Annotated in this window: 15 protein-coding genes; 11 read left to right on the top strand and 4 right to left on the bottom strand. The window is 61.8% G+C overall.

Going from position 1 to position 13950, the window contains the following annotated elements; all coding sequences use genetic code 11:
- Positions 1 to 57 precede the first annotated feature (57 nt).
- Together D4A92_RS15550 and D4A92_RS15545 are read right to left on the bottom strand one after the other, a co-directional pair.
- Positions 58 to 615 (bottom strand): GNAT family N-acetyltransferase, encoded by a 558-nt coding sequence (locus tag D4A92_RS15550; protein ID WP_203015281.1) that lies wholly within the window; start codon positions 613 to 615, stop codon positions 58 to 60.
- A gap of 115 nt (positions 616 to 730) precedes the next feature.
- Positions 731 to 1897 (bottom strand): pyridoxal phosphate-dependent aminotransferase, encoded by a 1167-nt coding sequence (locus tag D4A92_RS15545; RefSeq protein ID WP_203015279.1) that lies wholly within the window; start codon positions 1895 to 1897, stop codon positions 731 to 733.
- A 193-nt stretch (positions 1898 to 2090) separates the two neighbouring features.
- On the opposite strand from D4A92_RS15545, the gene D4A92_RS15540 reads away from it, so the two are divergent.
- The 8 genes from D4A92_RS15540 to D4A92_RS15505 all read left to right on the top strand — a co-directional run bounded on the left by D4A92_RS15540 (position 2091) and on the right by D4A92_RS15505 (position 8035).
- A complete protein-coding gene (locus D4A92_RS15540; protein ID WP_203015266.1) occupies positions 2091 to 2852 on the top strand; it encodes a DsbA family protein in 762 nt (253 codons plus the stop codon).
- A gap of 143 nt (positions 2853 to 2995) precedes the next feature.
- Positions 2996 to 3436: a type II 3-dehydroquinate dehydratase gene (gene aroQ / locus D4A92_RS15535; protein ID WP_054150689.1), complete on the top strand. Its 441-nt coding sequence runs from the start codon at positions 2996 to 2998 to the stop codon at positions 3434 to 3436.
- 23 nt (positions 3437 to 3459) lie between these two features.
- Positions 3460 to 3936: an acetyl-CoA carboxylase biotin carboxyl carrier protein gene (accB, locus tag D4A92_RS15530; RefSeq protein WP_054150688.1), complete on the top strand. Its 477-nt coding sequence runs from the start codon at positions 3460 to 3462 to the stop codon at positions 3934 to 3936.
- 4 nt (positions 3937 to 3940) lie between these two features.
- Complete coding sequence (gene accC / locus D4A92_RS15525; RefSeq protein ID WP_203015252.1) at positions 3941 to 5293, top strand: acetyl-CoA carboxylase biotin carboxylase subunit; 1353 nt, start codon at positions 3941 to 3943, stop codon at positions 5291 to 5293.
- 5 nt (positions 5294 to 5298) lie between these two features.
- Positions 5299 to 5913 carry a leucyl/phenylalanyl-tRNA--protein transferase gene (gene aat / locus D4A92_RS15520; protein ID WP_203015249.1) on the top strand — a complete coding sequence of 205 codons (615 nt, stop codon included), beginning with the start codon at positions 5299 to 5301 and terminating at the stop codon, positions 5911 to 5913.
- A gap of 121 nt (positions 5914 to 6034) precedes the next feature.
- Positions 6035 to 6403: a type II toxin-antitoxin system RelE/ParE family toxin gene (locus D4A92_RS15515; RefSeq protein ID WP_203015246.1), complete on the top strand. Its 369-nt coding sequence runs from the start codon at positions 6035 to 6037 to the stop codon at positions 6401 to 6403.
- A complete protein-coding gene (locus D4A92_RS15510; protein WP_203015243.1) occupies positions 6400 to 6735 on the top strand; it encodes a helix-turn-helix domain-containing protein in 336 nt (111 codons plus the stop codon). Before D4A92_RS15515 ends, D4A92_RS15510 begins: the two co-directional genes overlap by 4 nt.
- Before the next feature lie 217 nt (positions 6736 to 6952).
- The gene (locus D4A92_RS15505) at positions 6953 to 8035 is read left to right on the top strand and encodes a MerR family transcriptional regulator (RefSeq protein ID WP_203015240.1); all 1083 of its coding nucleotides are present in this window, start codon (positions 6953 to 6955) and stop codon (positions 8033 to 8035) included.
- Between the two features lie 10 nt (positions 8036 to 8045).
- On the opposite strand, the gene D4A92_RS15500 is transcribed toward D4A92_RS15505, so the two are convergent.
- Positions 8046 to 9530, bottom strand: a complete 1485-nt coding sequence (locus D4A92_RS15500; protein WP_203015238.1) for a phospholipase D-like domain-containing protein — start codon at positions 9528 to 9530, stop codon at positions 8046 to 8048.
- A gap of 245 nt (positions 9531 to 9775) precedes the next feature.
- On the opposite strand from D4A92_RS15500, the gene D4A92_RS15495 reads away from it, so the two are divergent.
- From D4A92_RS15495 to D4A92_RS15485, 3 genes are all read left to right on the top strand, one after another.
- Positions 9776 to 12055: an FdhF/YdeP family oxidoreductase gene (locus tag D4A92_RS15495; RefSeq protein WP_203015236.1), complete on the top strand. Its 2280-nt coding sequence runs from the start codon at positions 9776 to 9778 to the stop codon at positions 12053 to 12055.
- Between the two features lie 161 nt (positions 12056 to 12216).
- Positions 12217 to 12960, top strand: coding sequence for a cytochrome c oxidase assembly protein (locus tag D4A92_RS15490; protein ID WP_203015222.1), 744 nt, complete (start codon positions 12217 to 12219; stop codon positions 12958 to 12960).
- Positions 12960 to 13460 carry a CopD family protein gene (locus tag D4A92_RS15485; RefSeq protein WP_203015220.1) on the top strand — a complete coding sequence of 167 codons (501 nt, stop codon included), beginning with the start codon at positions 12960 to 12962 and terminating at the stop codon, positions 13458 to 13460. The genes D4A92_RS15490 and D4A92_RS15485 overlap by 1 nt, the downstream gene beginning before the upstream one ends.
- On the opposite strand, the gene D4A92_RS15480 is transcribed toward D4A92_RS15485, so the two are convergent.
- Entirely contained in the window at positions 13438 to 13935 is a 498-nt protein-coding gene (locus tag D4A92_RS15480; RefSeq protein WP_203019982.1) for a DUF2231 domain-containing protein, read from the bottom strand. The genes D4A92_RS15485 and D4A92_RS15480 overlap by 23 nt on opposite strands.
- Positions 13936 to 13950 lie beyond the last annotated feature (15 nt).

Below are 13950 nucleotides of genomic sequence, written 5' to 3'. Positions count from 1 at the left end.
TGAATGCTAAAAGGGCCCTTCACGGGGCCCTTTTTTTTGTCACAAGGATCCGGCCGATCAGGCGCGGGGACGTGCGCGTTTCATCACCGATGTCGGACCACCGGCGAAGGTGGTGTCATACCCGTGAGTATAGCCGCATTTCTCGGCCACGCGGATCGATGCAGCGTGTTCTGGCGCCAGGATACAGACGGTCTGTCCATGGGGATTATGGGCGTCGATCCACGTATGGGCGGCCTGCATGACTTCGGTCGCGAGACCGCGTCCGTGACTTGCCGAGACGATCGCCCAGCCGGCTTCGGGTTCCGGCCCGAGCGGCGGATCCATGTCGCGACGGAAATCGGCGAAGCCTGCTTCCCCGATATAGTGGCCATCTGCCCGGTCCTCGATCACCCAATAGCCGAAGCCGAGCGCATGCCAATGGCCAATGTAACGGAGAAGCCGCGACCAGGTTTCGCTCGCGGTCGAGGGGCGGCCAATAATGTGGCGGTAGATGGCTTCGTCCTGCCACATGGCGACCATCGGCTCGAAATCGTCGACGCGGTGCGCCCGCAGGCGCGTGCGCTCGGTCAGAATGTCAGGAGCCGTGGCGAGCGAAGTGATCCGCTTGATTGTCATGCCCGGCTCCCCTCTCTATTCAGGCCACAAACTTCAGAGACTGAATCACCTGGCTCTCACTCTGATTCAGAAACTCGCGCGAAGTCGTTGATCGCGAATCAATTTCGCTCAATGCCTAAGCGTTTTTCGACAGCCAATTTTCCAGCCGATCCGTCGCCTCGACCATCTCTGCCATGGTGCCGGCATAAGACAGCCGCATGGCCAGATGGCCCTCCACCGGATCGAAATCACGGCCGGGCGTGACGGCCACATCGGTCTCGGCGAGAATGCGCTTCGCAAAGCCCATGCTGTCATTCGTAAAGCTGCTCGCATCGACATAGGCGTAGAAGGCGCCGTCCATCGGCGACAATAGCGGCAGGCCAAGCGCCGGCAGGCGGGCCATCAGGAAATCGCGGTTGGCCTGGCAGGCGGCCTTGTAGTGCTCCAGCTCATCCGTGGCACTCAAGGCGGAAAGCGCTGCGATCTGCGAGAGTTCCGGAGCGGAGATGTAAAGGCTCTGGGCGACGCATTCGACCGGGCGGACCAGCTCTTGCGGCAGCACCATCCAGCCGATCCGCCAGCCGGTCATGCAGTAATATTTGGAGAAGGAGTTGATGATGACGGCATCGTCGCCGATCTCCAGCGCCGTCGTCTCATCCGCGCCATAGGTCAGGCCGTGATAGATCTCGTCGGAGATCAGCGTGATCCCCTCACCCTGGCAATAGTCATAGACCGCCTTCAGCTGCGCCTTGGTCGTCACGGTGCCGGTCGGATTGGCGGGGCTGGCGAGCAGCACACCCTTGAGGCGAACGCCCGCCTCGACTTGCGCCTGCTCCAGGCTTTCCGGCGTCAGCGTAAAGCCGGTGTCCGGGCCGACGGCGACCTCGACCACTTTCAGGCCAAGCGCTGCGAGGATGCTGCGATAGGCGGGATAGCCGGGCCTTGCGATGGCGACGGCATCGCCAACGTCGAAGAGCGACAGGAAAGCGAGGTTGAAGCCGGCGGACGAGCCTGTGGTGACGACGATGCGGTTCCAGTCGACGGAGACGTTGTGTCGGCGCCGGTATTCCTCGGCGAGCGCCTGCCGCAGGCCCGTCAACCCGAGCGCATCCGTGTAGCCGATTCGGCCGCCTTCGAGCGCCTGACGCGCGGCTTCAAGCGCTGCCTGGGGTGCCGGATGGCCGGGCTGACCGACGGCCATGGAAATGACCGGGCGTCCCTCCTGCCGTCTGCGGGTGGCTTCGGCCAGAATATCCATGGCGTGAAAGGGTTCGACGGCGCTGCGGCGGGAAATCGAAATCAATGCTTGGCTCCTCGATCAGATGCCCGACATTTGCCGTAAAGCGCGCGTCATCACAATGGAGAGGCTGGACAAGGCAGTGCAAAAAAGCCATTCCGCTTGAAAGCATGAGCCTTTAGGCTTGATGCCAGCCGGTGAAGACGACCCGATATCGCGCCGGGCACCAAGAATGAAGACGGCAAGGACGAGGAACGACATGGCCCTGAACTTCAAGATGATCGCCAGCGCAAGCGTGGCACTCCTTCCCGCCCTGCTGCCGCTTCCGGCCGTGGCTCTCGACGATGCACAGAAGAAGGAATTCGGCGAATTCATCCGCGAATACCTCATCGAGAACCCCGAAATCATGCTCGAAGTGCAGGAATCCCTGCAGAAGAAGCAGGAAGAGATCCGCTCGCAGCGCTCGGCCGAGGCCCTCTCGACCAACAGGGACGCGATCTTCAATTCTGCCTATGATCTGGCCATCGGCAATCCGGAGGGCGATGTCACCGTGGTCGAGTTCTTCGACTACAATTGCGGCTATTGCCGACGGGCCCATGCCGACATGGAAGCCGTCATCGCCGAGGACAAGAATGTCCGCTACGTCCTCAAGGAATTCCCGATCCTCGGACCGGACTCGGAAGCCGCGCACAAGGTGTCGGATGCCGTGCGCAAACTGTCGCCCGACAACTACGGTGCCTTCTTCCGCGCCATGATGACCCAGGACGGCCGCGCCTCGGAAGAGAGCGCGATCGCCATTGCCGGCGAGCTCGGCCTGGCCGAGGATGCCATTCGCGCCAAGATGGCCGAAAGCTCGAATGCCGAACAGGTGCAGGAAGCCTATCAGCTGGCGACCAGCCTCGGCATCACCGGCACGCCTTCCTATGTCATCGGCAACGAAACCGTTCCTGGCGCCGTTGGCAAGGAAGCGATCGTCGCCAAGGTCGGTAATGTGCGCGCCTGCGGCAAGGCCACCTGCTGAGGGACAAAACCTCCCTCTTTCCCCTCCCCGCGCCTGCCCAATACCCGGTTTTCCGGGGACGGTTTGGCGCGATCACGGCAAAGGGCTTTCCCTACAGGGGCTCTCGGTCTATAGGAGGCGGTTGAAAGTCGACGGAAGCGTAGATGAGCAAAACCATTTTCGTGCTGAACGGCCCCAATCTCAACATGCTGGGAAAGCGGGAACCGGGGATCTATGGCGGCAAGACGCTCGCCGATATCGAGGCAGACTGCAAGGCCGCCGGCGCCGAGCTCGGGCTGACCATCGACTTCCGCCAGTCCAATCATGAGGGTGACCTCGTGAGCTGGTTGCACGAGGCAGGCGAGAAGTCGGTCGGCGTCGCAATCAATGCCGGGGCCTATACGCATACGTCGATTGCCCTGCATGACGCGATCAAGGCCGTATCTCCGCTTCCGGTGATCGAGGTGCATATTTCCAACGTGCATGCGCGCGAGGAATTCCGCCACAAATCGGTGATAGCGCCCGCGTGCAAGGGCGTGATCTGCGGCTTCGGACCTCATAGCTACATCCTGGCGCTTCAGGCGCTGAAAACCATCACGCAATAACAAGAATTACAGGACATCCACCCATGGCTGAAAAGAAATCGGGCATCGATCAGAAGCTGATCCGCGATCTCGCGAACATCCTCAACGACACCGATCTCACCGAGATCGAAGTGGAGCAGGACGACCTGCGCATCCGCGTTTCGCGCAACGGCACGCCTGTCATGATGCCGCAGCAGATGCAGGGTTATGCCTACCAGGCGCCGGCCGCACCGGCTGCTGCTCCTGCCGCTGTCGCCGCACCCGCTGCTCCTGCCGCCCGTGACCTTTCCAACGCTGTCACCGCCCCCATGGTCGGAACAGTTTACCTGTCGCCGGCCCCCGGCGCGCGCGCTTTCGTTGAAGTCGGCCAGATGGTCAAGGAAGGCCAGACGCTTCTGATCATCGAAGCCATGAAGACCATGAACCAGATCCCCTCGCCCAAGTCCGGCAAGGTCGTCGAGATCGTTATCGATGACGCAAGCCCGGTCGAATACGGCGAGCCTCTCGTGATCATCGAGTGATCCGATGAGCGGTATCTCGAAAATCCTCATCGCCAACCGCGGCGAAATCGCGCTGCGCGTGCTTCGCGCCTGCAAGGAACTCGGCATTGCGACCGTGGCGGTCCATTCGACCGCCGACGCCAATGCCATGCATGTGCGCCTTGCCGACGAAAGCGTGTGCATCGGCCCGCCGCCGTCGCGCGACAGCTATCTCAACATCCACCAGATCGTGGCTGCCTGCGAGATCACCGGTGCTGATGCAGTCCATCCGGGCTACGGCTTCCTGTCGGAAAATGCCAAGTTCGCCGACATCCTCGACGCCCATGGCATCACCTTCATCGGACCGACGGCAGAGCATATCCGCCTGATGGGCGACAAGATCACGGCGAAGAAGACCGCGGTCGAACTCGGCATTCCCGTCGTTCCGGGTTCCGACGGCGAAGTGCTGCCCGAGAACGCGATGAAGATTGCGCGCGAAATCGGCTTCCCTGTGCTGATCAAGGCGACTGCCGGTGGCGGTGGCCGCGGCATGAAGGTGGCGAAGAACGAGGCCGAGCTGGAAGAAGCCGTGTCGACGGCCCGTTCCGAAGCGCTGGCCGCTTTCGGCAACGACGCCGTCTACATGGAAAAATATCTCGGCAAACCGCGCCACATCGAAGTGCAGGTTGTCGGTGACGGCGCGGGCAACGCCATCCATCTCGGTGAACGCGACTGCTCGCTGCAGCGCCGCCACCAGAAGGTCTGGGAAGAAGCCAATTCCCCTGCCCTCAACGTCGAACAGCGCATGAAGATCGGCCAGATCTGCGCTGACGCGATGAAGAAGATGAAATACCGGGGCGCCGGCACGATCGAATTCCTCTACGAAAACGGCGAGTTCTTCTTCATCGAGATGAACACCCGCCTGCAGGTGGAGCATCCGATCACCGAAGCCATCACCGGCATCGACCTCGTGCATGAGCAGATTCGTGTCGCCTCCGGCGCCGGCCTGTCGGTCACGCAGGATCAGGTGGTGTTCTCCGGCCATGCCATCGAATGCCGCATCAATGCCGAGGACCCGCGCACCTTCGTGCCGTCGCCCGGCACGATCACGCATTTCCATGCACCGGGTGGTCTCGGCGTTCGTGTCGATTCGGGCGTCTATGCCGGCTACAAGATCCCGCCTTACTATGACAGCCTGATCGGCAAGCTGATCGTGCATGGACGCACCCGCGTCGAATGCATGATGAGGCTCCGCCGCGTTCTCGACGAATTCGTCGTCGACGGCATCAAGACGACGCTGCCGCTGTTCCAGGATCTCGTGGCCAACCAGGACATCGCCAACGGCGACTACGACATCCACTGGCTGGAACACTATCTGGCCGAAACCTCGGCCAAGTAAACAAGATGGCTGGGCGACGCAGCAGGGACCGAAGCATTACGCCGGAGCTCCTGCTGCGCGCCTATTCCATCGGCATGTTCCCGATGTCGGAATCGGCCGACGACCCCGAACTCTTCTGGGTCGAGCCGGATATCCGCGGGATCATCCCGCTCGACGACTTCCACGTCTCGAAAAACCTGCAAAAGGCGATCCGCAAAGCCCCCTTCGACATCCGCTTCGACACCGCCTTCGACCAGGTGGTGGCCAAATGCGCCGAAGCGGCCGACGACCGGCCGAGCACTTGGATCAACCAAACCATCCGCGACCTCTACAGCGCGCTGCACCGCCTCGGCCACGCCCATAGCGTCGAAGCCTGGGAGGGCGACGAACTCGTCGGCGGCCTCTACGGCGTCACGCTTGGCTCGGCCTATTTCGGCGAGAGCATGTTCTCACGGCGCACGAATGCCTCGAAGATCTGCCTCGTGCATCTGGTGGAGCGGTTGCGGGAGCGTGGTTTCACGCTTCTGGACACGCAGTTCACCACGGAGCATCTGAAGACGTTCGGGGCGGTGGATATTCCGAAGGCGGAGTATGGCGTGCTGCTGGACCGGGCGATGGAGAGCGAGACGTTGAGGTTTTAGAGGGTGTGGTGTCGATAGGTGCTGCAGCTTACCTTTTGTGCCACCCCATTTTGGACGTCGCGCCTCAGCAATTGCAGATTATCGCTCTATGCACTATAGTTCACTGAACTAGGGCACCTGCATGCGTATCTTCGCAACGAAATGGATGGTGCGATTTGCCCGCAAGCAACGGATAGCAGAATTCAGCCTGCGTGAAGCGATTGACCGAGCCGAATGCGGCTTAGTGGATGCCGACTTGGGAGGTGGCCTTATCAAGCAGCGCGTGGCACGCAGCGGTCAGGGACGCTCTGGCGGCTACCGCATGATCGTTGCCTACAGAGAAGGTGACCGGGCCGTGTTGCTCTATGGTTTCGCCAAGAGCGAGCAGGAGAATATCGATCCGGACGAATTGCTGACATTGCGGGAGATCGGGGCAGCTTGGCTTGCGGCGGAAGATGCGATGTTGGCGAAAGCACTGAGTGATGGAACTGTCCAAGAGGTTGATGGATGACTAACAGCAAGCAGGTTAGCCGCTTAACTGAGGCGTTGCTCGAAACCGCTGCGGATATGAACAGAAGTGGGATTTTAAGTTCCAAAGCACACGAAAAGATCACTCTTCGGCACCTCGGGCGCAATGAGGAGCCTTTGCATGAGGAAATTTCTCCTGAAGGAATCCGCAAGCTACGGGAGGACGCCCATCTGAGTCAGGCGGTATTTGCCCGCTATCTCAATTTGACCCCGGGCTATGTTTCGCAGCTTGAGCGCGGGACAAAGCGGCCGACCGGTTCAGCGCTGGCGCTTCTGAACATCATTCGCCGCAAAGGGATTGAGGCGATTTCGTAATCGCCTGGGGCCACCGAACAACTGACTTGCAGTTGGGCAGCGACGCGTTGAGACCTGAGTGAAGACCAAAGTTTCGACGCTTGGCTTGTCAGGACCTAGCTTTTAACGGCTAACGCAAGCCGTGTCGGCGGATTATCAGTTGCCGTTTCCCCAAAATCCCCTTGAGCCGGACCCAAGGTCATAGCCTACAACCGTCTCAATTGATGACGGAGGTGACATGGCTGACGACAGAACAAAGGACTCTTGGCTAACTGCGGCGCAGTGTGCCAAGCGCACTGGGCTGACCGTGCGGGCGCTCAGGATCTATGAGGCGGCGGGGCTTCTCGCCCCGCGCCGCACGGAGAAGAACTGGCGGCTCTATGGGGCGCAGGATCTGGCGCGGCTTACTGAAATCCTGACGCTGAAGCGGCTGGGGCTCACGCTGGAGCAGATCAGCCGGCTGCTGGCCGGGCAAGCAACCGATCTTGAGCGTGTCCTGTCCGTCCAGGCGAGTGCGCTTAGGGAACAGATGGTGCGCGTCCAGCAAAGCCTTACCCTCATCGATAACATGCAAACGAAGATGGCAACCGGGGAGATCCTCTCCACGGACGACCTGCTCGCACTCGCAAGGGATCATTCGATGACAGAAACAACCTCCGAAACCATCGCCTGGCGGCGTTATGAACAGATGCGGCCTCGCACGGAGCAGGCGATCGACGGTAGGCTCTATGCCGACTACGCGGGGCATTATCGGCTCGACACTGTCGTCTTCACCATTCGCCACGAGGATCAGAGGCTCTTTGCCCGTGTCACCGGGCAAGTCGAACTCGAGCTTTTCGCCGAAGAGGTCGACCGGTTCTTTTACAAGGCGGTGCCGGCACAGATCAGCTTCATCCGGAATGCGGAGGGTATGGTCATGGCCCTGACACTGCATCAGAACGGACACGAAGAGACCGCCGAGCGGGTGGAGACTGGCACGGCTGCAACGTTGGAGGCGACACTGGCGGAGAGGATCAGGGAGAAGCGTCCCGTTGAGAACAGCAGGCTTCTTTTACAAGAGCTCGTGCACCAGCATCAGAAAGGGGAACCCGATTATGCCAAGATGACTCCACCGCTTGCCGCGATCGCGCGCGAACAGGCCGAGATCATCCGGGGCGAGTTGCAGCGGCTTGGAGCGTTGAAAGGTATCACGTTCATGGGTGTGACGGATGACGGCTGGGACGTCTACGATGTGAGTTTCGAGAGGGGATGCCAGGAATGGAGCTTTTCGCTGGCGACAGACGGGCGATTCGACGGAATAATCTTCCGTCGGCTAATGTGAGGTCTAATCTCTACCCGCCCGCCTTCCGCCGCCGCGGCCGCTTCAACATCCCTCTAAACAGCCCCCGCTTCTCGATCGGCTCGAACACTGCGTCCGAGCCTTCGGGATCCAGAATTTCATGGTCGGCGAGCCATTCTTCGAGGTCTGAGATCGTCGGCGTCTCGTAGGGCTTCAGCGTTTCGCCCCCAGCGCCTTCGTTCTCGGCCCTCAGCATCTCGATGGCTGCAATCAGCGAGCCGCCTCGGCGGATGGCCCGGTCTATGGCGTCGGGTGTTACCCCCAGATGCTCGGCCAGCAGGTCGTTGCGGAAGCTTGTGATCTTCGCCGAGAGGTCTTCCGAACCGCCCGCCTCAAGCGCCACATCGCATTCCTGGTCGAAGCGCATCGAGCGGTTGTTGATGTTGGACGAGCCGACGCGGAGATACCGGTCGTCGACAATCATCAGCTTAGCGTGCACGTAGATCGCCTGCCCTCCGGCGGTGACCGGGTGATAGATTTTGAAGCGTCCATGGTCGTCGTGTCGGCGCATGGATTCGGCAAGCCGGGCGCGGGCCGTGTCCATGGCGATCGTGCCGAGCCAGTTGTCCGAGGTCGTCGGATTGATCAGCACGAATTCCGGCCCGTCCGGCTCGGCGAGCCTCCGCGCGATGGCTTGTGCGATGGCGCGCGAGGCGAAATACTGGCTTTCGGCATAGACGGTGTGTCGGGCCACGTTGATCATGTCGAGATAGAGCTGCTCGATCTCGGTGACGGCAGTCTCGTCCTGATAGGCGGGGCTGGTGCGGGCAATCGCAATGTCGACGCGGCCGAAGGAGAAGTTCGGCGCCACCTCTGCCTGAGCCGTCTCTGCCGCGACCGGCACAACATCCTTGCCGCCGGCACGGATCCAGCGTTGGCGGCAGAGTTCGCCGAGGGCCAGGGCTGCCGGACCGGTGAAGCGACTGGAGATGTCGTGCCAGGGGCCGTAAGGCTTGCCGTTCGGGCGGCGTCTGTCGGGGTTTTCGTCGAGATGCTCGCGCGTATCCCAGCGGTCGAGCGTCACGTCGATACCGCCGCAATAGGCAACGGCATCGTCGATCACCAGCATTTTCTGGTGATGCGAACTGCCGAGCGGATGCTTGCCGTCCAGACGGACGGAAATCTGCTTGTTCCACTTCCAGCGCAGAAGATAAGGCAGGTTCGATGGCCTCGCCCAGCTGGCAAGCGGCGCCGGGCTCCACAGCAGGATCTTGATTTGCAGCCCCGGGGTGCGGCGGGCAAGCCAAAGAAGGAAGTCGCCGACCGCGCGCGGGGCTCCATCATCGACTTTGGGATGGCCAAGGGTGATCGAGGCATCGAAATCCCAGCCAACGAAGTAGATCACCCGCTTCGCCGCCATCATCGAGGCACGGATCGAGGCGAAATAGTCATTGGCATCGATCAGGATCGAGAAGTCGTCAGCTTTCTCGATACGCCAGCTGTTCCGGGAAGGCGAAAAAAGGGAGGGAGGCGCCATCATTTACTCCAGACACGGGGTCGCAACACTCGGCTAGCGTAACCGGCGCGTCAGGTCCAGCCTTAAGGGTAGTGGCCGCGGTCCGGCTTGCAAGCGGCGGAGGTGAAGAATGCCCGGTGCATCTCGCACTCAGTATGGAGCCTCACCCGTTTGTGTGCCACGCGCAGGCTGTTGTTCCCCGCCCCGCGCAACCAATCGCCAGCCCAGTCGTTCTCCCTTCGAAACTCATTTTAAGGGAGCGGATAATGGCGAAGGATGATGCGACGGTGACGTATGACGGGCCGGCAGGCGGCTGGGGTTCGCTTCGGGGCATTGCCCGGATCGCCGGCGACGAAGGCATCAGCGCTGGCGCCATCGCTACACTTCTGGAGCAGAACAAGCCGGGTGGCTTCGCTTGTGTTTCCTGCGCCTGGACCAAACCAGCCGATCACCATCCCGTGGAATTCTGCGAAAACGGCGCCAAGGCGACGCTTTGGGAGCTGACCAGCCGAACGGCCACTCCGGACGTCTTTGCCCGGCACAGCGTGAGCGAGCTCAAGACCTTCAGCGATTACGATCTGGAGCAGCTGGGGCGGTTGACCCATCCGATGCGTTATGACCGGGCGAGTGACCATTACGTGCCCTGCTCCTGGGACGAGGCATTCGCCGAGATCGGGCGTGAGTTGAAGGCCATGGATCCGAAGAAGACGGTCTTCTACACCTCCGGCCGCGCCAGCCTTGAGACGTCCTACTGCTGGGCGCTGTTTGCCCGTGCCTATGGCCACAACAATCTGCCCGACAGTTCCAACATGTGCCACGAGACGACCTCGGTGACGCTGAAACAGGTGATCGGCTCGCCGGTCGGCACCGTCGTGCTCGACGATTTCAAACATTGCGATGCGATCTTCTTCTTCGGCCAGAATACCGGCTCCAACAGCCCGCGTTTCCTGCATGTGCTGCAGGCGGCGGTCAGGCGGGGCTGCCGGATCGTCACCTTCAACCCCGTGCGCGAGCGAGGGCTGGAAAAGATGATCAATCCACAGGAGCCGACGGCGATGGTGACGGGCAGCGAGACGGCGCTGTCCTGCCAGTATCACCAGGTGAGACCGGGCGGCGACATCGCCGTGCTGCTGGGGCTCTGCAAGCATGTGCTGGCCGCCGACGATGCGGCGCAAGCGGATCATCGTCAGGTCATCGACCGCGCCTTCATCGCCGAGCATACCGTCGGCTTCGAAGATTTCGAGGCGCGGCTGAGGGCGCTCGACTGGGCCGAGATCGAGGAGGTCTCCGGGCTCACGCGCGCGGCGATCGAAGCTGCGGGCAGCGTCTATGTCGAAGCCGAGAACACCATCGGCATCTATGGCATGGGCCTCACCCAGCATGTGCATGGCTTCGAGAACATTTCGACCTACACCAACCTGCTGCTGATGAAGGGCAATATCGGCCGCCAAGGTGCCGGAATTTCGCCGGTACGTGGCCATTCCAACGTCCAGGGTCAGCGGACCGTCGGCATTGCGGAAAAGCCGGAACTCGTGCCGCTCGACCGGCTCGCGGAGATGTTCGATTTCTCGCCGCCGCGCGAGAAAGGCATGAACACGGTCGAGGCCTGCGAGGCCATTCTCAAGGGCGAGGTCACTGCCTTTGTCGCGCTCGGCGGCAATTTTCTGCGCGCGATCCCCGAACAGAAGGCGATGGAGGAGGCCTGGCCGCGGCAGCGGCTGACGGTGCAGATCGCCACCAAGCTCAATCGCGGCCATCTGTTCAACGGCGAAATCGCCTATCTCCTGCCCTGTCTCGGGCGCAGCGAGATGGATCCACTGACCGGCCATCCGCAGGTGGTGTCGATGGAAGACAGCCTGAGCTGCGTTCACGGCTCCGTCGGCAAGCGCACGCCAGCGAGCGAACACCTGAAATCGGAGATCGAGATCGTCAGCCGGCTTGCCGAGGCGACCCTGCCGCAGAACCCGAAGATGCTGTGGGGCCACTGGGCGCGCGACACGGCCTCCGTCCGCGATCTGATCGAGAAGACCTATCCCGAGGAATTCCGCGACTTCAACACCCGCATCTTTACGCCCGGCGGTTTCTATCGCGGCAACTCCGCCCGCGAGCGGCAGTGGAAGACGGAGAGCGGCAAAGCCGAGTTCATCACGCCCGAGATGCTCTCGGCCACCGGCTTTCAGCCCGCGCCGGGCCGAATGAGCCTGGTGACCCTGCGCAGCAACGACCAGTTCAACACGACGGTTTATGGCTATAGCGACCGCCTGCGCGGCATAGAGGGCAAGCGCGACGTTCTGCTGATCAGCCCCGCCGAGATCGAGCGGCATGGGCTCACCGTCGGGGAACGAGTGACGCTGGTCAGCGATGCCGAGGATGGGGTCGACCGTCGCGTCGGCGGGCTCGAGGTCATGCCCTTCGACCTGCCGGATGGCTGTGTCGGCGGCTATTATCCCGAGCTCAATCCGCTCGTGCCGCTTGCGCATCACGACCGCGCCTCGAAAACACCGGCCTACAAGTCCGTTCCGGTGCGGATCGAGCGGGGCAGCTGAGGTCGTTCCGTCAGGCTTTTCCCCAGACTTCTGCGCCGATGGAACAATTGGCATGGAACAATGTTGCACGACGCGTGTTGCCCTCGCAGGGCGGCGGCCAAGCGGAAGGTGCGCATGCGTGGGGCAATGACCGACTTTGACGGCGATTCGGGACTGACATCATGAACCTCAATATCTATTGCGGCCCGGCGCCGACACCGGAGATGCTCTGGCGCGACTGGAATTTCGACCCGCCCCTGCTTGCGGCAATCGGCGCGGTTTTCGTGCTGCTGATGACCACTGCCAGCAATCCCCGGCAACGCATGGCCGCTGGCGCTGCACTTCTCGTCATGCTGCTCGCCTTTGTCTCGCCGCTCTGTGCGCTCGCTTCCGCGCTGTTTTCGGCCCGTGTGCTGCATCACATCCTGCTTGTCACGTTTCTGGCCCCACTCATCGTCCTTGCGATCCCGCCGAAGGCGCGCGAGCGTCAGCCCCTGCCGGCGCAGCTCTCCTTTCTGGTGCACACGATCCTGATGTGGGCCTGGCATGCCCCGGAGCCCTATCTCTTCGCCCTCTCCTCGCCTGCGGCCTACTGGCTGATGGAACTGACGCTGATCGGATCGGCGGTCTGGCTGTGGTATGACATCCTGTCGCCGCGGCGCACGGTTGGGCCTTCGGTGGCACTCCTGCTCGGCACGACGATCCAGATGGGCATGCTGGGGGCCTTGCTGACCTTTTCACGCGAGCCGCTGTTTGCCGCCCATATGGACACGACGCATCCCTTCGGCCTGTCGCCGCTCGCCGACCAGCAGCTTTCCGGGCTTCTGATGTGGGTGCCGGCGGCCCTGCCCTATCTTTTCGCCGCTCTTCTCAAGCTGCGCAGCCTGTTTGCCGGGCGCAGCTTCGACAGCGAGGCTCCGCGCTGATGATTGCCATCCTGAAATTCGTGCATATCGCCGCCATCGCCATCTGGACCGCCGGGCTCATCAGCCTGCCGAGCCTTTACGTGCAGCGGGCGCATGTCGAGAACGACGATGCGCTCTACCGCATGCAGCGGATGACCCGCTTTGCCTTTGTCGTGCTGATCTCGCCAGCGGCTTTCATTGCTGTGGCAAGCGGCATCGCACTCAGCTTCATGCGAGAGGTGTTTGCGCCCTGGTTTTCGTGGAAGCTCGCCTTTGTCGGGCTGCTTGCGATTTTCCACGTCTTTTCCGGCTTGGTGGTCATCCGGCTTTTCAAGAAGGGGGAAGTCTATCCGGCCTGGCGCTTTGTCGTGGCAACGGTCAGCTGCTGTGCCGTGGTTCTGGCAATTCTCATTCTCGTGCTCGCCAAGGAGGCGCCCCAGTTCACCCTCCCGGCCGTGATGTACGAACCGGGCGGGCTGCAACGCCTCCTTGAGCCATTCAATCCTTGGGCGACACCATGAGGCCGATTCCGTGATCGAAGATCAGCTTACCACCGTGCCAGCCAGCAACGCCGGTCAAGACGGCCGCCAGAACCGAAAGCAGCATACCATGCGGCAGAACGACCTCCGGATCGATAAGCCGCAAGCCCCAGTTGGCGCCGGCAACCGAGATCAGGGTGATGGCCGCAATGGCATGGGCCCAGCTTGCCGCGCGGGCGCGAATGCCGGGCACCAGCAGCAGCTCGGCCGTTCCGACAAGGCCGGCCGCCACACCCGCGAGGAAGGCCGTACCGGAGGTCCACAGACCGACGCGCAGCCAGAAGGGATCTGCGCTGAACCAGTAGAAGACATCGACGGCGAGCGTGCCGAAGACCAGGGCGATCGGGAAATGTACGCTCATGGCATGCAGCGGGTGACCGGCAACAGCCACGGCGGACGTCTTGTCCTTCTCCTCAAGCTGCTCAATGACGGGGTTCGGTTCGTCAGTCTCAGACATATTGGCCATGAAAGC

Source organism: Rhizobium rosettiformans (assembly GCF_016806065.1).
GTDB lineage: Bacteria > Pseudomonadota > Alphaproteobacteria > Rhizobiales > Rhizobiaceae > Allorhizobium.
Note: the sequence above shows the minus strand (reverse complement) of the source record. Positions and strands in the feature narration are given on the sequence as shown.